This is a genomic window from Labrenzia sp. 5N (assembly GCF_012395805.1).
GTDB lineage: Bacteria > Pseudomonadota > Alphaproteobacteria > Rhizobiales > Stappiaceae > Roseibium > Roseibium algicola.
Window position 1 is genome coordinate 189,543 of record NZ_JAAZTM010000004.1, and the last position, 19,130, is coordinate 208,672.

18 protein-coding genes are annotated in these 19,130 nt (G+C 60.0%); 6 read left to right on the forward strand and 12 right to left on the reverse strand.

The features are described 5' to 3' along the window. Positions 1-167 precede the first annotated feature (167 nt). Genes betB through betI form a run of 3 tightly spaced genes read right to left on the reverse strand, consistent with a single transcriptional unit; the run spans position 168 to position 3,953 of the window. Positions 168-1,631: a betaine-aldehyde dehydrogenase gene (betB, locus tag HEP89_RS03925; protein WP_152504676.1), complete on the reverse strand. Its 1,464-nt coding sequence runs from the start codon at positions 1,629-1,631 to the stop codon at positions 168-170. Positions 1,632-1,676: 45 nt separating this feature from the next. Next, positions 1,677-3,335, reverse strand: a complete 1,659-nt coding sequence (gene betA, locus HEP89_RS03930) for a choline dehydrogenase (RefSeq protein WP_152504677.1) — start codon at positions 3,333-3,335, stop codon at positions 1,677-1,679. Positions 3,336-3,350: 15 nt separating this feature from the next. Then, positions 3,351-3,953 carry a transcriptional regulator BetI gene (gene betI / locus HEP89_RS03935; protein WP_023002215.1) on the reverse strand — a complete coding sequence of 201 codons (603 nt, stop codon included), beginning with the start codon at positions 3,951-3,953 and terminating at the stop codon, positions 3,351-3,353. Between the two features lie 364 nt (positions 3,954-4,317). On the opposite strand from betI, the gene HEP89_RS03940 reads away from it, so the two are divergent. From HEP89_RS03940 to choV, 3 genes are all read left to right on the forward strand, one after another. Then, positions 4,318-5,262, forward strand: coding sequence for a choline ABC transporter substrate-binding protein (locus tag HEP89_RS03940; RefSeq protein ID WP_023002216.1), 945 nt, complete (start codon positions 4,318-4,320; stop codon positions 5,260-5,262). Positions 5,263-5,345: 83 nt separating this feature from the next. Continuing rightward, positions 5,346-6,188, forward strand: coding sequence for a choline ABC transporter permease subunit (gene choW / locus HEP89_RS03945; protein ID WP_055657561.1), 843 nt, complete (start codon positions 5,346-5,348; stop codon positions 6,186-6,188). After that, positions 6,185-7,228, forward strand: a complete 1,044-nt coding sequence (gene choV / locus HEP89_RS03950; RefSeq protein WP_062490422.1) for a choline ABC transporter ATP-binding protein — start codon at positions 6,185-6,187, stop codon at positions 7,226-7,228. The genes choW and choV overlap by 4 nt, the downstream gene beginning before the upstream one ends. Before the next feature lie 249 nt (positions 7,229-7,477). Here choV and HEP89_RS03955 read toward each other — a convergent pair whose 3' ends face one another. After that, positions 7,478-7,690, reverse strand: coding sequence for a cold-shock protein (locus HEP89_RS03955; RefSeq protein ID WP_006934329.1), 213 nt, complete (start codon positions 7,688-7,690; stop codon positions 7,478-7,480). A 383-nt stretch (positions 7,691-8,073) separates the two neighbouring features. Between HEP89_RS03955 and HEP89_RS03960 the strand changes: the two genes are divergently transcribed. Further along, complete coding sequence (locus HEP89_RS03960) at positions 8,074-8,439, forward strand: BA14K family protein (RefSeq protein WP_023002219.1); 366 nt, start codon at positions 8,074-8,076, stop codon at positions 8,437-8,439. 309 nt (positions 8,440-8,748) lie between these two features. Then, positions 8,749-9,618, forward strand: a complete 870-nt coding sequence (locus HEP89_RS29660) for a hypothetical protein (RefSeq protein WP_197923136.1) — start codon at positions 8,749-8,751, stop codon at positions 9,616-9,618. 55 nt (positions 9,619-9,673) lie between these two features. Here HEP89_RS29660 and HEP89_RS03970 read toward each other — a convergent pair whose 3' ends face one another. Together HEP89_RS03970 and HEP89_RS03975 are read right to left on the reverse strand one after the other, a co-directional pair. Then, complete coding sequence (locus HEP89_RS03970; RefSeq protein ID WP_077290824.1) at positions 9,674-10,129, reverse strand: YaiI/YqxD family protein; 456 nt, start codon at positions 10,127-10,129, stop codon at positions 9,674-9,676. Next, positions 10,126-11,373: a TIGR03862 family flavoprotein gene (locus HEP89_RS03975; RefSeq protein WP_168691378.1), complete on the reverse strand. Its 1,248-nt coding sequence runs from the start codon at positions 11,371-11,373 to the stop codon at positions 10,126-10,128. Before HEP89_RS03975 ends, HEP89_RS03970 begins: the two co-directional genes overlap by 4 nt. A gap of 176 nt (positions 11,374-11,549) precedes the next feature. Here HEP89_RS03975 and HEP89_RS03980 point away from each other — a divergent pair, with 176 nt between their 5' ends. Next, entirely contained in the window at positions 11,550-12,743 is a 1,194-nt protein-coding gene (locus tag HEP89_RS03980) for an HD domain-containing phosphohydrolase (RefSeq protein WP_168691379.1), read from the forward strand. Positions 12,744-12,859: 116 nt separating this feature from the next. Here the strand turns inward: HEP89_RS03980 and HEP89_RS03985 are convergent, their stop codons facing one another. The 6 genes from HEP89_RS03985 to HEP89_RS04010 all read right to left on the reverse strand — a co-directional run bounded on the left by HEP89_RS03985 (position 12,860) and on the right by HEP89_RS04010 (position 19,122). Beyond that, the gene (locus HEP89_RS03985) at positions 12,860-13,075 is read right to left on the reverse strand and encodes a hemin uptake protein HemP (protein ID WP_062491931.1); all 216 of its coding nucleotides are present in this window, start codon (positions 13,073-13,075) and stop codon (positions 12,860-12,862) included. 425 nt (positions 13,076-13,500) lie between these two features. Further along, positions 13,501-13,965 carry an Rrf2 family transcriptional regulator gene (locus HEP89_RS03990; protein ID WP_075283567.1) on the reverse strand — a complete coding sequence of 155 codons (465 nt, stop codon included), beginning with the start codon at positions 13,963-13,965 and terminating at the stop codon, positions 13,501-13,503. Between the two features lie 101 nt (positions 13,966-14,066). Beyond that, positions 14,067-15,134, reverse strand: a complete 1,068-nt coding sequence (locus tag HEP89_RS03995) for a LacI family DNA-binding transcriptional regulator (protein ID WP_168691380.1) — start codon at positions 15,132-15,134, stop codon at positions 14,067-14,069. A 200-nt stretch (positions 15,135-15,334) separates the two neighbouring features. After that, the gene (locus HEP89_RS04000; RefSeq protein WP_168691381.1) at positions 15,335-16,513 is read right to left on the reverse strand and encodes an NAD(P)/FAD-dependent oxidoreductase; all 1,179 of its coding nucleotides are present in this window, start codon (positions 16,511-16,513) and stop codon (positions 15,335-15,337) included. 323 nt (positions 16,514-16,836) lie between these two features. Continuing rightward, on the reverse strand, positions 16,837-18,042 hold the full coding sequence (locus tag HEP89_RS04005; RefSeq protein WP_055657548.1) for an ABC transporter substrate-binding protein: 1,206 nt from the start codon (positions 18,040-18,042) through the stop codon (positions 16,837-16,839). A 93-nt stretch (positions 18,043-18,135) separates the two neighbouring features. Beyond that, the gene (locus tag HEP89_RS04010; RefSeq protein WP_023002229.1) at positions 18,136-19,122 is read right to left on the reverse strand and encodes a branched-chain amino acid ABC transporter permease; all 987 of its coding nucleotides are present in this window, start codon (positions 19,120-19,122) and stop codon (positions 18,136-18,138) included. Positions 19,123-19,130: the final 8 nt, after the last annotated feature.

Genomic DNA, 19,130 nt, shown 5'->3' on the forward strand with positions numbered 1-19,130 from the left:
AACCGGCCCAACCCTCGAGACGCCGCTTGCGCGGCTTCTCAGGATAAAGACGCATGGAGTGACAGGCAGCTTGAACGTACCACACACGCCAGCCCTATCCTGAAGAAGCAGGAAACGCCGCTTCGAAGGTTGGTCAACCTGTTCTAGGTGGAACGAGAAGCAGCGCCTTAAAACGCCGCCTCTACACCGCCCATTTCCACGTAAACGCTTTTGGTCTGGCTATAGTACTCGATCGCGGCATGGCCGTTCTCGCGGCCGATGCCCGACTTCTTGTAGCCGCCAAAAGGCATTTCGATCGGGGTCAGATTGTAGGTGTTGATCCAGCAGGTGCCTGCCTGCAACTGGTCGATCACCCGGTGCGCCCGCTGAATGTCCCTGGTGAAAACGCCCGCGGCAAGGCCGAAGTCGGTGTCGTTCGCGCGGGCGATGACGTCGTCCTCATCGGTGAAGTCGAGCACGCTCAGAACCGGGCCGAAGATTTCCTCGCGGGCAATGCGCATGTCGTCCTTCACGTCGGCAAAGACGGTCGGCTGCACGAAATAGCCGTCCGGGAAGCTTGCGACAGAGGCTGAACCACCGCCGCACACCAGCCGGGCGCCCTCCTCCTGACCGATCTGCATGTAGTGGAGCACCTTGTCGAGCTGCTGTTTGGACACAAGCGGACCAATATTGGTTGCCTCGTCCAGCGGATCACCGAGAACGGCCTTGGCGGTGCGTTCAGCGAGCCGTGCCACAAAGGCTTCCTTGATCGCTTCATGAACGAACACGCGCGTCCCGTTGGAGCAGATCTGCCCAGTGGAATAGAAGTTGGCATTGATCGCGGCGGACACCGCGTTTTCAATGTCAGCGTCCTCGAACACGATCAGCGGGGACTTGCCTCCAAGTTCCAGCGTTGTCTTCTTCAGATGCTCACCCGCAAGGGCTGCCACTTTGGCGCCGGTCGGGACAGAGCCGGTCAGCGAAACCTTGGCAATGGCCGGATGAGCGACCAGCTTTGCACCGACATCACCAAAGCCCTGAAGCACGTTGAAGACACCAGCGGGTAGACCGGCCTCGGTAAAGGCCTCCGCCAGTTTCAAGGCGCTCAGCGGGGTGACTTCCGAGGGTTTGAAGATCATGGCATTGCCGCAAACGAGTGCGGGAGCAGACTTCCAGCAGGCGATCTGGATCGGATAGTTCCAGGCGCCGATGCCGAAACAGATGCCGAGCGGTTCGCGCTTGGTGTAGGCGAAGGAGCCGCCCAGATCGATATGTTCGCCGGTAAGCGTTGCGGCCAGACCACCGAAGTATTCCAGGCAGTCGGCGCCGGACGCAGCATCGGCAATCAGGGTTTCCTGCAAGGGCTTGCCGGTGTCGAGCGTTTCCAGAATGGAGAGTTCCCGGTTCTTTTCACGCAGGATCTCGGCTGCCCGGCGCAGCACGCGGCCGCGTTCGGCTGCTGGTGTTGCCGCCCAGACCTTCTGGCCTTCCTGGGCAGAGCGGATTGCCGCCTCGATCACGGCATCGTCGGCCGCGCGGATCTGCGCGATGACTTCACCGGTTGCGGGATACAGCGAGTCAAAGGGAGTGCCGCTCTGGCTCTCGACATATGAGCCGCCGACATAGTGGGACGCTTGCGGTTGGGCGCGCATGGGTTGGCTCCTTGGTCTGTGTGTCTGCCGTTGGTCTGCCGGGGATCATCGCTGGCTGGATTGCCAGTCCGGGTGGATCCACGGTTCCTGGTTGGCCGCGGGCAGCGGGGTCTTGCCGAGAATATGGTCCGATGCCTTCTCCCCGACCATAATCGAGGGCGCATTCAGATTGCCATTGGTGATTTGCGGAAAGATGGAACTGTCGGCAACACGAAGCCCGTCAACGCCGATTACCCGGCATTCAGGGTCGACCACGGCCATGGCATCATCCTTCGCCCCCATCCGGCAAGTGCCGCATGGGTGATAGGCGCTTTCCACGTGTTCGCGGATGAAGCCGTTCAGGTCCTCGTCGCTCTGCACACTGTCTCCCGGCTGGATCTCCTTGCCGCGATAGGGGGCAAACGCCTCCTGGCCGAAGATCTCGCGGGTCAGGCGGATACAGGTGCGGAAGTCTTCCCAGTCGTCTTCGTGGGACATGTAGTTGAACAGGATCGACGGCTTGGCCTTCGGGTCGCTGGAGGTCAGCTTGATACGGCCGCGCGATTTGGAGCGCATCGGTCCGACATGGGCCTGGAAGCCATGGCCTTCGGCTGCTGCCTGTCCGTCGTAACGCACGGCGAAGGGCAGGAAGTGATACTGGATATCAGGATATTTCACGCCCGCCCTGGAGCGAATGAAAGCGCAGCTTTCGAACTGGTTCGATGCACCGAGACCCTGCTTCAGGAACAGCCACTGGGCCCCGATCACCGCCTTGGAGAACAGGTTCCAGTGCTTGTAGAGCGTGATCGGCTGGGTGCAGGCCTGCTGAAGATAAAGCTCCAGATGATCCTGCAGGTTGGCACCGACGCCCGGCCGGTCGGCCACGACGTCAATTCCCATTTCGGCAAGATGCGCCGCCGGGCCGATGCCGGACTGCATCAGGATCTTCGGCGAATTGATAGAAGACGCCGACAGGATCACTTCGCGGGCAGCTTTTGCCTCGCGGACCTCGCCGCCGGTTTCGAATTCCACACCGACCGCGCGCTTGTCCTCGATCAGGATCCGGCGCACGAGAGCCCCCTTGATCAGGGTCAGGTTACCGCGCTTCAGTGCCGGCTTCAGATAGGCGTTTGCGGCAGACCAGCGACGGCCCCGATGGACCGTCATTTCCATGTCGCCGAAGCCTTCCTGACGCTCGCCATTGTAGTCGGCGGTCACGCCATAGCCCGCCTGCTCGCCGGCTGTCTTGAAGGCGTCGAACAGCGGGTTCCACTTGGTTCCGCGCTGGACATGCAGCGGACCGTTGGTGCCGCGCCAGCCGTCCTGGCCGCCATGGCTGTGCTCCTGGCGCTTGTAGTACGGCAGCACATGGCGATATCCCCAGCCGCTCGCACCCATCTCTTCCCAGGTGTCGAAATCACAGGCATGGCCACGCACATAAACCATGCCGTTGATGGAGGACGATCCACCGATCACCTTGCCACGCGGTGTGGCCAGGCGCCGGCCCTCCAGATGCGGTTCCGGTTCGCTGGTGTACCCCCAGTCATACAGCGGCATGTTCATCGGGTAGGACAGGGCAGCCGGCATCTGGATCAGCGGACCGACATCGGTGCCGCCGAATTCCAGCACAAGCACCCTGTTGCTCGGGTCTTCCGACAGGCGGTAAGCCATCGCACAGCCGGCGGATCCGGCTCCGACGATGATGAAGTCGAACTGGTCGCTCATGTTGATCCTAGCTGCTCAATTCTTGGTGTTGCGCGCCAGGTGGACGGCAATCTGGGTTTCCACATAGTCCTCGACCAGCTCGATCGCGGCCGGCCGGTCGGTCTTGCCGTCGCGCAGGGCTTGCCGGATCCAGACGCCGTCAATCATCGACGCCGTGCCTTCGGCAATCCGGCGTGCTTCGTCCTGAGGCATGAAGGCCCTCAGGTTGTGGGTCAGGTTCGAGGCAAGCCTTGCCGAATAGATATTCAAAAGACGATTGTTGCTGTCGGTGGTACGCGACTGAACGTAGAAGGCGAGCCAGGCCGCGATCACGGCGGGCTGAAACTGGTCGACCGCAAAGTTGCCTGCAATGATTGCCGAAATACGCTCGCGTGGGGTCTCCGCCTTTTCCAGGCTCTCGCGGATCGCCCGGCCGAGTTCGGTCAGGAGATGGCGCATCGTTGCGGCAAGCAACTGGTCCTTTGAGCCGAAATAGTGATGCACGAGACCGCCGGAAACGCCTGCGCGCTTTGCGATCTGCGCCATGGTCACGTCGCTATAGCCGCGTTCGTGTATGGCATCGACCGTCGCGTCAATCAGACTGCGCCGCCGTTCCGCTTCCATTCCGACCTTGGGCATTTCAACCTCCGACACAGGGCGAGAGAAGAATTCGGCTCAGCGTTTCTGGCGATGATCAGACAGCGGCACATCCGGACAAGAACAAGTCCGGTTACCGATCGTCACGATCATGGTGCAGCAGCGTCAAGGAGAAGGAAAAGCCTTCTCAAGAGCCTCTGAATGCGCCTTGCCGCGTTCGTCTCACATCCAAGTTTTATTTTTAATTGATCAGTCAATCAATGAAAACTTGCAATTTTTTCCCGTGGATGTTTGGATCTAGGTTAGGCAGGCTGTGGGCAGAGGAAACTGAGGGCGTTAGAACCACACTGACACCCCATGCCCTGCAGAAAAACAAGAAAACAGACTTTCCATAGGAGGTATACATATGAAAGTAGCAGCGAAACTCGCTGGAGGCCTGGCGCTCGGGCTGATGCTCACGGGAACCGCCCTGGCAAACGATCCGGAAAGCTGCCAGACGGTTCGCTTCTCCGACGTCGGCTGGACTGACATCACGGCAACGACCGCCGCAACCTCGGTCGTCCTAGAAGCGCTCGGCTACAAGCCGGAAGTTAAAATCCTGTCCGTTCCGGTGACCTATGCGTCGCTGAAGAACAAGGACATCGACATCTTCCTCGGCAACTGGATGCCGACCATGGAAGGTGACATCAAGGCCTATCGCGAAGACGGCTCCGTGGAAACGGTCCGGGCCAACCTGGAAGGCGCGAAGTACACGCTTGCCGTTCCGGAATACACCTACGAAAAAGGCCTGAAGAGCTTCCAGGACATCGCCAAGTTCAAGGACGATCTCGACGGCAAGATCTACGGCATCGAGCCGGGCAATGACGGCAACCGCCTGATCATCGGCATGATCGATGAAAACCTCTTCGAACTGGAAGGCTTCGAAGTGGTGGAGTCCTCCGAGCAGGGCATGCTTGCGCAGGTCGCCCGTGCAAACCGCCGCGAGGCGGACATTGTCTTCCTCGGCTGGGAACCGCACCCGATGAACGCCAATTTCAAGATGAAGTATCTTGAAGGCGGCGACGACATTTTCGGCCCGAACTATGGCGGAGCCACCGTCTACACCAACGTGCGTGCCGGCTATGTCAAGGAATGCCCGAACGTCGGCAAGCTGCTTGAAAACCTGGAATTCTCGCTGCCCATGGAAAACGAGATCATGGGTGCCATCCTGATCGAGGGTGAGGATCCCAACAAGGCGGCAGCCGCCTGGTTGAAGGAGCATCCGGCAACCTTCGAAAACTGGCTCGTCGGCGTGAAGACTTTTGATGGCGGCGACAGTTTCGCGGCCGTCAAAGGGGCTCTCGGTCTCTGATCGCTGACCAAAATCTGGCGCCGGTGCGGGTCTCCTGCCCGGCGCCACTGGTTTTCCAAGAACAATAATACCGGAGCAGTGGCGTGGACTGGCTCACAGAACACAAGCTGCCGATCGGGCCGTGGGCGCGCACCTTGGTCGATTGGCTCACCGACAACGCCTATTGGGTGTTTGACGGAATCTCGGCAATTCTCGAAACGCTGATAGACGGAATCCTCTGGTTGCTGCAGACGCCGCATCCATTGGTCATCGTTGTTGTCGCCGTCGCCATCGGCTACCTGGTCCACAGGACCATTTCCTTTGCGGCTTTCGTGGCAATTTCCCTGCTGCTGATTATCAACCAGGGCTACTGGGAAGAAACGACGGAAACCCTGGCGCTGGTGGTTGCCGCGTCCGTGGTCTGTATGGTGGTCGGCGTGCCTGTCGGTGTGCTGGCCGCGCATCGCCCCCGGTTCTACGCCGCACTTCGTCCCGTGCTGGACCTGATGCAAACCATCCCGACCTTCGTTTACCTGATCCCGGCACTGATCCTATTCGGTCTCGGCATGGTGCCCGGTCTCATCGCGACCGTCATCTTTGCCATTCCCGCACCGATCCGCCTGACGCAGCTCGGCGTTTCCTCGACGCCGACCGCGCTGATCGAAGCCGGAAAGGCCTTTGGAGCCACCAAATCGCAGCTGCTCTGGAAAATCGAGCTGCCCTACGCCCTGCCGCAGATCATGGCTGGCCTGACGCAGACGATCATGCTGTCGCTATCGATGGTCGTGATTGCCGCCCTTGTCGGTGCGGACGGCCTCGGCGTGCCGACGTTGCGCGCCCTGAACACGGTGAATATCGCCCAAGGTTTCGAAGTTGGTGTCTGTATCGTCCTGATCGCCATCGTGCTTGACCGCTTCTTCCGCGCCGAAGAGGGGGGCAAACGATGAGCGAGACCAACAAATCGGCTGTCGTTTCCTTCAAGGACGTCGACATCGTTTTCGGCGAAAAGCCTCACACGGCTCTGCCGCTGATCGATGCCGGCAAGACCCGTCAGGAAATCCAGGCAGAAACCGGCCAGATCCTCGGTGTCGCCGGTGCGACCTTCGACATCTACGAAGGCGAAGTCATCGTACTGATGGGGCTGTCCGGCTCCGGCAAGTCGACGCTGCTCCGGGCCGTCAACGGACTTAACCCGGTCATCCGGGGTGAGGTGCAGGTTCATGACGGCAAGCGTTACGTCAATCCCGAAACCTGCTCTGAAAACGATCTGAGAGAATTGCGCCGGCACCGGATCGGCATGGTGTTCCAGCAGTTCGGTCTTCTGCCCTGGCGCACGGTGGCGGAAAACGTCGGCTTTGGCCTGGAGCTTGCCGGCATGCCCGCAAAGGAGCGAGCCGCAAAGGTAGAGGCGCAGCTCAAGCTGGTTGGCCTGAACGGCTGGGGCGAAAAGCACGTACACGAGCTATCGGGCGGCATGCAGCAGCGCGTTGGCCTCGCTCGCGCCTTTGCGACCGACGCGCCGCTTCTGCTGATGGACGAACCGTTCTCGGCTCTCGACCCGCTCATCCGCGACAAGCTGCAGGACGAATTGCTCGACCTGCAGAAGGAACTCAACCGGACCATCATCTTCGTCAGCCACGATCTCGATGAAGCGGCCAAGATCGGCTCGCGCATCGCAATCATGGAAGGTGGACGGGTGATCCAGCTGGGCACGTCGCAGGAAATCGTCAAGTCGCCGGCAACCGACTATGTGGCTGAATTCGTCAGCCACATGAACCCGCTGAACGTGCTGCGCGCGCGCGACATCATGGTGCCTCCCGGCAGCTTGCCGGGCTCGCTCGCCAGCGCCCTGACCTGCGATGCCGACGCTTCGGTGCGTGAAGTCGCACAGCTGAAAAAGTCCAGCAAGGATCCGGTCGTCGTGAAAGCAAGCGGCTCCATCGTCGGTGTCATTGGCGAGAAGGAACTGCTGGACTGCATGGCGTAAGGCGTGCGGTGATTTGGGGTTTTTCCGCACATTGAGCCTCATCCTGAGGAGGACCGCCAGGTCCCGTCTCGAAGGATGGGCCACTTGTTCAGGAGGTTGCCGCCCATCCCTCGAGACAGCGCTGAGTGGGTGAAGATACGAGGCTTGGTTTCATCCTCAAAAACAAACAAAAAACGGGACCTTTCGGTCCCGTTTTTCGTTGTTCAATCCGCGCCAGCCGTCCCCGGACGGAGGCCGCAGCCTGAAACCTTAGAGCAGCTCGAGCTGAGCAGCCTGCTTGCCGCGGCCACGACGGTCGTCTTCAGCAACGAAGGAGATCTTCGCGCCTTCGACGGGCGTTCCGATACCGGCCTGCTCGAATGCGGTGATGTGGACGAAAACGTCCTTGGAACCGTTTTCCGGAGTGATGAAGCCGAAGCCACGGTCATGGTTGAAGAATTTAATGGTGCCGTTCTCGCGCATGGAGAAACCTTTCCGCTGGTTGGATGCGCCATCCCGTTTCCGGCAGGCGCGGATAAACGAGAAGTCAACAAGAAACGGAAAGCTTGGAAATTCAGAGCAGCGCTTGATGGAGCCCTGCCGAAGTCAGTCTCACCGGGTCTTTCGTCAGTCCCGTACGGCACAACGCGTACCGATGGAGAATAATGTAGGTCCAGGTGGCGCTTACGGCAAGCGAAAGATTTTTGCAGTGGTCAAACCGAGGCCACAAAGCCGATAAATCCTGTTTCGGTGACAAAGTGACAGCTTGTGACACCAGTCACAGAGCCCGACCGGGGGGCGGGTTAGTTTCGTCTCATGAGTTGAGGCGGACAGCAGGGCCTCACGACACTGGAAGGGACACCGTCATGTTCAAGAAGTTTGCAGTTACCGCCTCTGCGCTGGCTCTTGTTGCCGGCGTCACACTGACCTCTCAGGCCACACCCGCACATGCCGCCAAGGGCTGGCAGGTCGGTGTCGGCGTCGCCAGCGGCCTTGCCGCCGGCGCGATCCTCGGGTCAGCACTTTCCCAACCGCGTTATGTCGCTCCGCCCCCGGCCTACTATCCGGCCCCACCGGCCTACTATCCGGCACCGGCTCCGGCCCCGGTCATCTACCGTCCGGCTCCGTGGAGCCCGGCCTGGTACAATTACTGCAGCCGCAAGTATCGTTCGTTCAATCCGAACACCGGCTACTTCCTGTCCTATTCCGGACAGTACCGCTTCTGCCAGTAAGGCAGTTTCCAACTTCGCCGGGCCATAACCGGCCTGAAAAGGCCACCGGCCACTCCCTGCAAGGGTTTCCTCCCCTCCTTGCAGGGAGTTTTTTGTTTGAATGCGATCAATAACTGGAATCCTTATTTGATGGAACGCCGACTCTCTGAAAGAATTGGTTAGAATTGAGCGTTTTACATCATCTTAAATTGCAATTACTTGTGTTTTTCAAGTCTTCTCCGTCTTCCTAGAACGGAGAAATACCTTCCGATCATCCAGATGTCCTCGGCGCTTCCGCTACATCTCTTCCGATCGGGCTGGGGGAAACACATGATTGCGAAATACCTTGGTGTGCTGCTGCCGCTCACTGCGCTGTGCATGACGATTACGCCCGCAAACTCACAACAGACGCTACCTGCCGTAGACGGGATCAGCGGCAAGATGTCCGTCACTGGCGGCAGTTCCGACGGAAGCGCGGTTGGAGGTGTGGAAGGCGCAATCACGATGCCGCTCGGACACAGGTTCGGCCTGCAGCTTGATGCCGGTGTCGGTGGCTACGATGAACCCTTTGCAGGACAATCCGCCTATTACGGCGCCGGGGCACATCTGTTCTGGCGAGATCCGTCAACCGGCATGATCGGCCTTGAAGGTTCGTATTCCCATCTCGACGCTTACCAGGGTGTCGACGTGTTTTCCGCTGGCGTCGAGGCCGAGCGATACTGGGGTCCAATCACACTCGGGGGCGTCGTCGGGGTGACCGATGGCAGCCGCGCGATCGAAACTAACGGACGCAGTCAATTCAGATATGATCTCGATGCCACGTTCGTGGCCGGCTCGAAACTCACCTGGTATCCTGACGAGAACCTGGCCCTGTCTGTGTCTGGCAGGGTGTCGGGTGGTGATGCATCCGGGGGGCTCGGCGTCGAATGGGCACCTCTACGTGATACGCAGCTTCAACCCAGCCTGTTTGCGCGCGCGGCCCTGCGCGAAGGCGGCGAAGCCTACGCACTTGCAGGCGTCAGCATCTATTTCGGCGGCAAGTCCAAGTCCCTTATCCGTCGCCACCGGGAGGATGATCCCCCGATCGCTAATGTGATGACACTCGGACATCTGGGTTTTACCCTGGGCGCGATCATGAAGTTCAAACAGCACAAGGACAATCCGACCCAGCAACCTAACGGGACGCCTCCGCCTCTGTAGCTACTTGGCTTGCATCAAAAGGGCCTCCGGCAAGCAAAAACCGGCGCTGCCGGCATCAGGCCAACATTCGCTTTGCCGCGCGCATGGTGGTCTCAAGCTGGTTCAGAAAGCGCGATCTGTCGGCCTTGGTGAAGCCAGGCCCGCTTTCGCGGATCTCGCCTATTTCACGCAGATGCGTGTTGAGATCCCGCATGGCAAGGCGCATGCCGATGGCATCCTCGCGAAACGGCTTGCCTGTCGGACCGATGACAAGAGCGCCCGCCTTCACACAGCGTGCCGCAAGCGGCACATCGGCCGTCACCACAACATCACCCGCCACCGCACGTTCCGCGATCCAGTTGTCGGCTTCGTCCGGCCCTTCAGGAACGACAACCCGCTCGATCAGATCGCCTTCGGGAAGCCGCATCCAGCTGTTGGAAACGAACTTGATCTCAACATTGTGGCGCTCGCCCACGCGAACGGCTTCGTCCTTGACCGGACAGGCATCGGCGTCGATGTAGAGCACGGTCATGTTGTTTGCTCTCCTTTCGAGCTTTGGAGAAAGGCCGCAATGCCGGCTGCTGCCCGGGCACCTGTCGCAAAACACGCCTGCAGCAGATAGCCGCCCGTCGGCGCTTCCCAGTCCAGCATTTCACCAGCGGCAAAGATGCCGGGCATCTTCTTGAGCATCATGCCTTCGTCCAGTTCGTCCAGCGCGATGCCACCGGCGGAAGAGATCGCCCGGTCGATGGAATAGGGCGCGTCCAGAACAACGGGAACGGCCTTGATGCAGCGTGCGAGGCTTTCCGGATCGGAAGGGACATCGCCGGCTTCGCGCAGCAGCGCCATTTCAACGGGGCTCAGCCGAAGGACCTTCTTGAGGAACGTGGCTGCAGACTGCTTGCCCCGGGGTCTTGAGAGTTTCGCTGCCAGCTCCTCAATTCCGGCCTGCGGCCGCAGATCAATGTGCAGTGTCGCCGAACCGGTTTCGTTGATTGTTTCGCGCAGTTCGGCGGACAAGGCGTAGACGGCACCACCTTCAAGGCCCTGAGCCGTCAAGACCGCCTCCCCTTGCACCCTTTTCCCGCCATGGGACAGGGCGATACGTTTGAGCGGCGTACCTGCAAACCGTTCTTTCAAGAAATCGCTCCAGCCGGTCTGAAAGCCGCAATTTGCCGGCTGGAACCGGTTGATGCGAACACCGCGTTCTTCCAGCATCGGCACCCACGCGGCGTTGGAACCGAGCTTCGGCCAACTTGCACCACCCATGGTCAGAAGGCAGGCACGTGCAGTGAGGGATTGCAGGGCGCCTTCAGTGTCTTCGGCGGCAGTTTCATCCCGTGTCCTGAGTTGAAGCGGTCCGTCTCCTTCAATGGCAAAAAGTGCATGCCGGGTCAGCAGGCGGACGCCATTGGCATCCAGCCGGCGCAACCAGGCGCGCAGCAAGGGGGAGGCCTTCATGGATTTCGGGAAGACCCGTCCGCTACTGCCGACAAAGCTTTCTTCGCCAAGGTCTTCGCACCAGCGACGCAGCCTTTCGGGCGGAAATTCCTGAATCAAGGGCGCCAAAAAGGGTTCGGCCTGCCGGTAGCGCGCGAGGAACGCGGTCAGGTCTTCGCTGTGGGTCAGGTTCAGGCCGCCGCGGCCAGCCATCAGGAACTTGCGCGCGGGCGAGGGCATGCGGTCGATAACCACAACGCTATACCCGTTTTCGGACAGGCGCTCCGCAGCAAAGAGGCCAGCCGGACCGGCACCGGCAATCAGGACGTCGAACATGCGGCCTTATAGTTCAAGGCGGGCGGCAAAGACCACCATCGATTTTCATCAGAGCCGGTGTTGGTATGTCGAGAATTATTGCAAGTATTTGTTATCAGTCTCATGAGAATATCATCCAGGGGGTGTACCTGCGGAAGTTTTCCCGGCGGGTCTGCTTCCTGTGAAAGGAGCCGTGAATGGAAAAAGGCACGGACCTGGTAGTCGTTGCCGATCCGGACAAGGACGTTCAGGCAGGCTTTGAACGCCTGTTCGGCAGTCACATGAGGGTTGCCTGCTTTTCCGAAACGGAAGCTGCATTGCAGTTTCTGAAGCAGAACCATGGCACAGCCGTCATTTTTTCCTGTTTCAATCTGCCGGGCCGCGGCGGAACGGCCTTTCTGCGAGCAGCGGAGACCATTGTGCCTCAAGCCGCGCGGGTCATGCTGACCCGGGAAAACTCGGCAGATGCGATCAAAAAGACGCTCAATGAGGCCCATGCCTTCATGTATCTGGAAAAGCCCTGTCAATCGACAGATCTGGCCAGCGCCATGGAAACAGCTCTTTCCCATCATTTTCAGCTCGCCAAGGACCGCGCGCTGCTGGAGCGGACACTTGCCGGATCCGTCAAGTTGTTGATCGACATGCTGGCGCTCTTCCACCCGGAAGCGTTCCGGCGCACGAGCACGGTTCGCAAACAGGCCCTGCGGCTGGCCAAACGCCTGGGGATGAAGAAAACCTGGGAACTGGAAATGTCGGTGATGTTGTCACCGCTTGGCGAGGCGTTGCTGCCGAAACAGATCCTTGCCCGCTACCGGGCCGCACGCGGCCTGACCGAGCAGGAGCGCAATATCTTGGACCGGGCACCGGACCAGACCCGGGATCTTTTGAAGAACATACCGCAACTGGAGAAAGTCTCCGAATACCTGTTTCTATCCGGCCGCGGTTTCGACGGCTCGGGTTTCCCCAAGGACGGGCCGACGGGCAAGGAAATCCCGATGATTGCCCGCATCCTCAAGCTCTTGACGGATCTGTGGTATGCAAGCCCGGAAAGCGGACCGGATGCAGCGGCCTTCGAGGCGCTTACCATCAACAAGCGCAAATACGATCCGATGCTGCTGGAGCTGGCCAAGGAAACGCTGATGGATGACGTGCCGGAGGAGCGCAAAAGACTTGTTGCCGAATGCTACATCCGCTCTCTGCGGCCGGGTGATGTGCTGATCGACGACGCCTTGACCGAAACCGGTCACGAACTGGTTCTGTCCCGCGGCCACATGCTGACGCCCACCACCATCCGGCGGCTGGAACATTTCCACCAGGCCGCAGGCGTGCGCCAACCCATCCGCGTCGAACGCCATTCGGCACCCGAAGAAGCTCTGATCGATACGGCTTGAAGGTGGAGAACGAAAGGCTGTGGTGAGAGCGCCGGGCATATCGCAGTCTATAGAGAGGGCGCTCCCTCTGCCGCACCCCTTCCCCGCAAAAGGGAAGGGATGTCAGCCCGGCAAAATCATTTCGTCAGGATCAACTTGCCCTGCTTGGTGATCGACAGACGGTAGGTTTCGTCGTTGTGGCGGATCTGGATCTGGCGCTGGCCGCTGAACAGGTCGCGCGTGTCGAGCTCCGATTTCTGCTCACGCGGCGGTGTTGCCGCAAAGGCGCGCGTAGCGCGGCTGCTGGAACCCAGGGAGAGGCGGTGCTTCTGGCTGTTGGCGGTCGGTGTCATTGCGCGCAATCGGTCCTTGGCCTTTGTGTTGCTCCTGAAACTGTTCAAAAAATCAGCTTCTTAGCGGAGCGGTGGGACATCGGAATCAAAAGATGAGTTTCAAACTCAACTTTATACTTGACACTCATACTCAAGTTTTCCTATCAAGGCAATGCCTGATCGAAACGGAACCGGAAATCGCGTCCTCTGGTTTCGGATTAGACAGGACCTCCGGGCAACCGGAGTGACAAATGCCAGGCCAGCCAACCGCCCTCTCCTCTCCCTCAGCGGCAAGCCAGCCCGGCCTTTTCTTTGAGAGCGCCCGCGCAAGTCGCGTGGCATGCCTTTCCTTTTCCCGACCAATCGTCACATGTTCGAGACATACGAAACGAAAAAGGCGCCGACCGGATGGTGGCGCCTTCGAAACTTTTTATGTCGACAAAACCTTACGCGTTGGCCGCGATCGGAGCCTTGGTCATTTCGATCTTCAGGAGATCGCGCATGCCGAAGCGGTCCTCCGAAAGGTCGGCAATCGACTTGCCGTCCAGAACTTCCATGAACGCCTCGAGCGCTTCATGCAGCAGGCCATTGAAGCCGCAGGACATGATGAGCGGGCAATCCTTGCGGCCACTGTCGAAACATTCGGCAAGAAGGAAGCTTTCCTCGGCGGCGCGGACAACTTCGCCAACCGAAATATTCTCTGCCGGACGAGCCAGCATGACCCCGCCGTTCCGGCCACGAATGGTCTTGATCAGATTTGCATCGACCAGAACCTTCATGATCTTGAACAGGTGGGTTTCGGACATGTCGAAGCTGGCCGCGATATCCGCGACCTTGCTTGGTTTGTCCGGGTTGACGGCGCAGTACATCAGCGCGCGCACGGCATAGTTTGTCTGTTGTGTCAAACGCATGCCATAGATATGAGGTGCGCGATCTGAAAGGTCAATTCAAAATTTGAGTGTGAGAGGCGACTTTTAGGCAGGAATGCCGGAAAGACGCCCCGTTGCCGGGATCAGACAGGTCGTCCGGCGGTGTCTGATGGCTCCAGATCCCCGGGCAGATTGTCCTTCAGGAATACATCGATGCCGATACGCTCCTGCCCTTCGATGATTGGCACACCATCACAAAGCGCTTTCAGGACGCGGATGGCGCTGCGGATCTCGTGACCCGGGTCCTGCGCGATCACCGCATCCAGCACGTCGTCCTGAAGCGCTTCGCGCGTGTAGGGCGTCAGTTCGTGTCCGACAAAGACGATGCCCTGGCTGCGGCCGCTTTCCTTCAGGGCCGCAATCGTGCCGCGGTTGCCCGCGCCGATATTGTAGAGCCCGGCAAGATCGGGATGTTCCGCAAGAAGCTTTCGCATCAGGTCCGCATTGCGGGCGTTGTCGTCCCTCCCCTCACGCACCTTCAGCAATTCCAGATGGGGATAGTCCTGCTCTATGACCGCCCGGCAGCCCTGATAGCGCTCCGCATGATCGCGAAGGCCAAGCGATCCGGCAATGATGGCGACTTTGGCCGGGGATCTGGGCAGGAAGCGACCTAGCAACCGTCCGGCGGTGCGCCCGGCGGCGACGTTGTCGATGCCGACAAAATGCTGGCGGCTGGAGGAAGGATGATCGGAGACCAGCGTCACGACGGGCACCCCCCTGTCCTGCAACCGGTCGATGGCTGCCTGAACCTCCGGGAACGCGGGCGCGACCACCGCGACACCGTCGCACTGCGAGCGGTCGAGGATCGCAAGCGTACCGGCCACCCTGTGCCCGTCGAAGGCGTCGATGGGCTCGACATGCACATGCATGCGGTCACCGCTCATGGTTTCGGCGTGGGACAGCGCTTCGCGAGTCAGGTCTTCCATGAAGGCGTTCGGGCCATTTGGAATGAGGAAGTGCAGGCGGTAGACCCGTTTCTTGGCAAGGCCGGCGGCAAAGACATCCGGTTTGTAGTTCAGCGCCTCGACGGCCTGCTTGACCTTTTCGATGGTGACCTTCCGGACACCCGGCCGCCCGTTGAGGACACGATCAACCGTTGCCAGGCTGACACCCGCTGTTTCGGCCACATCGTGGATCGTTACGCGCTTCATTCATCCCCCCGGACGTCAGCCATTTGCCGTTACTTCGCACCGGCACAGACCTTTTCCGCGGGAAGAGGACACTCAAGGCAACGGTGAAAGAGCGGCTTGGTTCCAAGCCTTCTTTCAAGCCACTATAACCAGCTTTGAGGGGCGATCATCAAAAAATGCTGCGCCGCGCAAAGTCTTCTACCAATTGATGATTACGAAACTCAGGCCACCTGCCCGGCGGCATGACCGGACGACCAGGCCCACTGGAAATTGAAGCCGCCGAGATGGCCGGTGACATCGACCACCTCACCGATGAAATAGAGGCCCGGCACCTTCGTGCTTTCCATGGTCTTGGAGGAGAGTTCCTTTGTGTTCACGCCACCAAGCGTGACTTCCGCCGTGCGGTAGCCTTCGGTGCCGACCGGCGTCAGCTGCCAGCGGTTCAACTGTTCTGCCGCCCGGCGCAGGACCTTGTCCGACTGGTCGGCCAGACGGCCTTTCAGGGCAAACGCCTGCGAAAGTTCGTCAGCCAGCCTGTTGGGCAGCAGTCCCCCCAGCGCGGTCTTCAAATCCTGTTTCGGGTTCTCCTGTCGGGCACTCCGCAAGGCTTCGAAGACGTCGGCCTCAGGCGACAAGTTGACCGAGATCGGCTTGCCTTCCTGCCAATAGGACGAAATCTGCAGCACCGACGGCCCGGACAGACCACGATGCGTGAAGAGCAGGCCTTCGCGAAAGGACGTCTTCTGGAACGAAACGACCGCATCCACCGAGACACCGGCAAGCCGGCCGCACAGTTCCTTGTTGGTATCGGAAAAGGTCAGCGGCACCAGCGCCGCGCGCGGGGCAATCACGTTGTGGCCGAAGCGCTTGGCCAGATCATAGCCGAAGCCAGTCGCGCCCATCTTGGGGATCGAAGGCCCGCCTGTCGCCACAACAAGCGATGCCGCCCGCAACGGCCCTTTGGACGTTGACACGGAAAACCGGTCGTCCGGCTTTTCAATCGCCTTGATGTCCGTTTCCAGCTGTAACATGCCGCCGGCCGCTTCCAGCTCGGCCAGCAGCATCCGAATGATGTCCTTGGCGCTGTTGTCGCAAAAGAGCTGGCCGAGTGTCTTCTCGTGCCAGGAAATGCGGTGTTTTTCGACCAGTTTCAGGAAGTCCTGCTGGGTATAGCGCTTCAGCGCGGAGACGCAGAACCTCGGGTTCCGGGAGAGGAAATTAGCCGGCGAACAATGAATATTCGTGAAGTTGCAGCGCCCTCCGCCGGAAATGCGAATTTTCTCCGCCGGGTTTCTGGCATGGTCGATCACGAGCACCTTGCGCCCGCGCTTTGCCGCCTCAATCGCACACATCAGCCCCGCGGCACCGCCACCAAGCACAAGAACATCCAGATCACGCATGGCGGGGTGTATAGCGGGAATTTCGGGAGGGGGTAAGGGAGATGTGAGCTTGTTTTCCCTGCCCCTCCGTCTTTCCGGACAAGCGCAGCCAATGCTGCACGCCGATCCGGAAGCCAGCGCGTAAGCGTGAGCATGAGCGAACTCTTGTTTGACAGAAAAGGAAGCAGCCGCGCTTTCAGCGCGAAATATGTCTGGTTTCCGGATCTGCGTTCGGCTTTGCCTCGCTTGTCCGGAATGACGACGGGAACCGAAGCGATGGAAACAGAAAAACCGGCGACCCTTTCAGGTCGCCGGTCTCTTAAAAACGCTTCTTGCGAAGTCGCTTATTTCATTTCGGTCAGGACTTCGAAGCCATTCGCACCGACTTCCCAAAGGGCGTAGGTGCCCGGGACGTCGCCCTTTTCATCGAAGTTGTGGTCGCCGGCTGCGCCCTTGTAGTCGATGGCCGTGCCGGCTGCGATCAGTTCCTTGGCCTTCTTCCACTCGCCCGGACGGATCGCTTCACCTTCGCCGTTGGAGACTTCGGCCATTGCCGCTGCAACGTCTTCCTTCTTGCCGCCGGCCTTTTCGACCGCCAATGCCAGCAGGAACGCCGCGTCATAGGACGTGGTGGCAAAGATCGCATCCGGATCGCCGCCGATGCCCTTGAAGGCTTCGTTGAAGATGTCGAGGGATTCGGACTGTTCGCCAACCGGCGAGGACGAAACGAACGTGGCCAGGTTTTCGGCACCCAGCTCGTTGATGACTGCTTCGGACTTCATGCCGTCGCCGCCGACGAACTTGTCGAAGAAGCCGTTTTCGAGAGCCTGACGCAGGATGGTGAGGCCGGTGCCGTCGCCGTAGTCGAAGATCACCAGCGTGTCCGCGCCGCCCTTGGCGAGTTCGGCAAGGTTGGAACGGTAGGAGGCCTTGCCTTCCTCATGCGCCGCGAACTGCGTGATTTCACCGCTGAGTTCATCGACGAATTCCGCCTTGAACGCGTTGGCAAGACCGGTGCCGTAGTCGTTGTTGAGGTAAGCGACGGCGACCTTCTCGTAGCCCTGCTCCTTCAGGGTACGTGCCAGTGCACGGCCCTGATAGTCGTCGGACGGCACGGTGCGGAACACGGTGCCCTTGTCGTCGAGGGTGGAGATTTCCGGCGAGGTGCCGGACGGCGTGATCATGGTGATACCAGCCGGAATGGTAACGGAACCGGCTGCAGCCAGAACCGCGCCCGAGCAATGCGGACCGACGACGCCGATGACGCCTTCGATGTTCACGGCCTTGGTTGCGGCATCAGTGCCGTTCTGCGGATTGCAGGCGCTGTCGCCGACAACACCGACCAGCTTTTCGCCGTCGCCGATGCCGCCCTGCTCGTTGACCTGCTGAAAGGCCAGCTGCGCGGCGTCGATCATGGCCGGAGCCATGGCTGCGATCGGGCCGGAGATGCCACCGAGCAAGCCGATCTTGACATCGGCCTTTGCCGGCACGGATGCCAGCGCGGTTGCGGTCATCAGACCGGCTGCAAGCGCGAGAATCTTGGTTTTCATCAAAGTACCTCCTCATTATTCCGGTCTTCGCCGGGAGTTTGGATTTTCGAGGCTCCGCCTCCCGATACCGGGAAGCTAGCCTGAGGAACGGACCTAAGTGTGATCCGCACCGGATCTTGTTGCACGCCGGTCGCCTCTCAGCGGTTCCGGCAGCAGGCCTTCCGGCCGGAAGCGCAGCACCAGCTGCAGCATCAGGCCGATCAGGAACAGGCGAATATATTTGGCCTGGATGGCATATTCCGTCGGCAGGCGGTCAGTTGCGATTTCCGACATCGACCAGATGATCCAGACCACCGCAGCTCCCAGAATGGCGCCGCGGTTGTTGCCGGAGCCTCCAAGGATCAGCATGATCCAGACCAGGAAGGTCGCGACCATCGGGTCGATGGCTTCCGGGGTGATCGAGCGGTTGAAATGCGCGAACAGCGCACCACCCAGCCCCATCAGGGCCGAGCCGAAAATGAAGGCCTGCAGGCGGCGGAACTCGACATCCTTGCCCATGGCCTTGGCGGCGCCTTCATTGTCGCGGATGGCGCGCATCATGCGACCCCAGGGCGCGTTGAACTGACGCTCGACCAGCAGGTAAGCCGCAATCAGAACGACGATGACAATGGCAAGATAGGCAGCCTGAGACGCCATGTAGGCGCTTTCCTGCGCCAGTGACGGAAACTCCGCCGCAGGGCGCGGAATACCGGAAATACCGCGGGCACCATTGGTCAGCACCGGTTCGGACTTGACCACAAGTCGAATGATTTCCGCAATCCCGATGGAGGCAATCGCCAGATAGTCGGACCGGAACCGCAGACAGATCTTGCCGATAGGCCAGGCCACGAGAGCTGCGGCAAGCATTGCCCCGATCCAGCCGACGAAGAACGGCATGTCAAAGCCGCCGATACGGCCGTCGGCATGTTCTGTCGTCAGGATCGCGGAGGTATAGGCGCCAACTGCGAAGAACCCGGCAATGCCGGCGTTGAACAGACCGGCAAAGCCCCATTGAATGTTGAGCCCCAGCGCCAGCAGCGCGTAGATGCCGATGAAGATCGCCATGAAGAGGGCGTAGTTGAGAAGACCGAGATATTCCATTTTCTCCC

Excerpts from the sequence above, each read along its gene's own strand:
- HEP89_RS03990 (WP_075283567.1), bottom strand. The coding sequence starts at position 13,965 with ATGCGTTTGACACAACAGACAAACTATGCCGTGCGCGCGCTGATGTAC.
- HEP89_RS03985 (WP_062491931.1), bottom strand. The coding sequence starts at position 13,075 with ATGACACCGACCGCCAACAGCCAGAAGCACCGCCTCTCCCTGGGTTCC.
- HEP89_RS04005 (WP_055657548.1), bottom strand. The coding sequence starts at position 18,042 with ATGAAAACCAAGATTCTCGCGCTTGCAGCCGGTCTGATGACCGCAACC.
- HEP89_RS03940 (WP_023002216.1), top strand. The coding sequence starts at position 4,318 with ATGAAAGTAGCAGCGAAACTCGCTGGAGGCCTGGCGCTCGGGCTGATG.
- HEP89_RS03970 (WP_077290824.1), bottom strand. The coding sequence starts at position 10,129 with ATGACCGTGCTCTACATCGACGCCGATGCCTGTCCGGTCAAGGACGAA.
- HEP89_RS03960 (WP_023002219.1), top strand. The coding sequence starts at position 8,074 with ATGTTCAAGAAGTTTGCAGTTACCGCCTCTGCGCTGGCTCTTGTTGCC.
- HEP89_RS03980 (WP_168691379.1), top strand. The coding sequence starts at position 11,550 with ATGGAAAAAGGCACGGACCTGGTAGTCGTTGCCGATCCGGACAAGGAC.
- HEP89_RS29660 (WP_197923136.1), top strand. The coding sequence starts at position 8,749 with ATGATTGCGAAATACCTTGGTGTGCTGCTGCCGCTCACTGCGCTGTGC.
- HEP89_RS04000 (WP_168691381.1), bottom strand. The coding sequence starts at position 16,513 with ATGCGTGATCTGGATGTTCTTGTGCTTGGTGGCGGTGCCGCGGGGCTG.
- HEP89_RS03955 (WP_006934329.1), bottom strand. The coding sequence starts at position 7,690 with ATGCGCGAGAACGGCACCATTAAATTCTTCAACCATGACCGTGGCTTC.
- betI (WP_023002215.1), bottom strand. The coding sequence starts at position 3,953 with ATGCCCAAGGTCGGAATGGAAGCGGAACGGCGGCGCAGTCTGATTGAC.
- HEP89_RS04010 (WP_023002229.1), bottom strand. The coding sequence starts at position 19,122 with ATGGAATATCTCGGTCTTCTCAACTACGCCCTCTTCATGGCGATCTTC.
- choV (WP_062490422.1), top strand. The coding sequence starts at position 6,185 with ATGAGCGAGACCAACAAATCGGCTGTCGTTTCCTTCAAGGACGTCGAC.
- HEP89_RS03975 (WP_168691378.1), bottom strand. The coding sequence starts at position 11,373 with ATGTTCGACGTCCTGATTGCCGGTGCCGGTCCGGCTGGCCTCTTTGCT.
- HEP89_RS03995 (WP_168691380.1), bottom strand. The coding sequence starts at position 15,134 with ATGAAGCGCGTAACGATCCACGATGTGGCCGAAACAGCGGGTGTCAGC.
- betA (WP_152504677.1), bottom strand. The coding sequence starts at position 3,335 with ATGAGCGACCAGTTCGACTTCATCATCGTCGGAGCCGGATCCGCCGGC.
- betB (WP_152504676.1), bottom strand. The coding sequence starts at position 1,631 with ATGCGCGCCCAACCGCAAGCGTCCCACTATGTCGGCGGCTCATATGTC.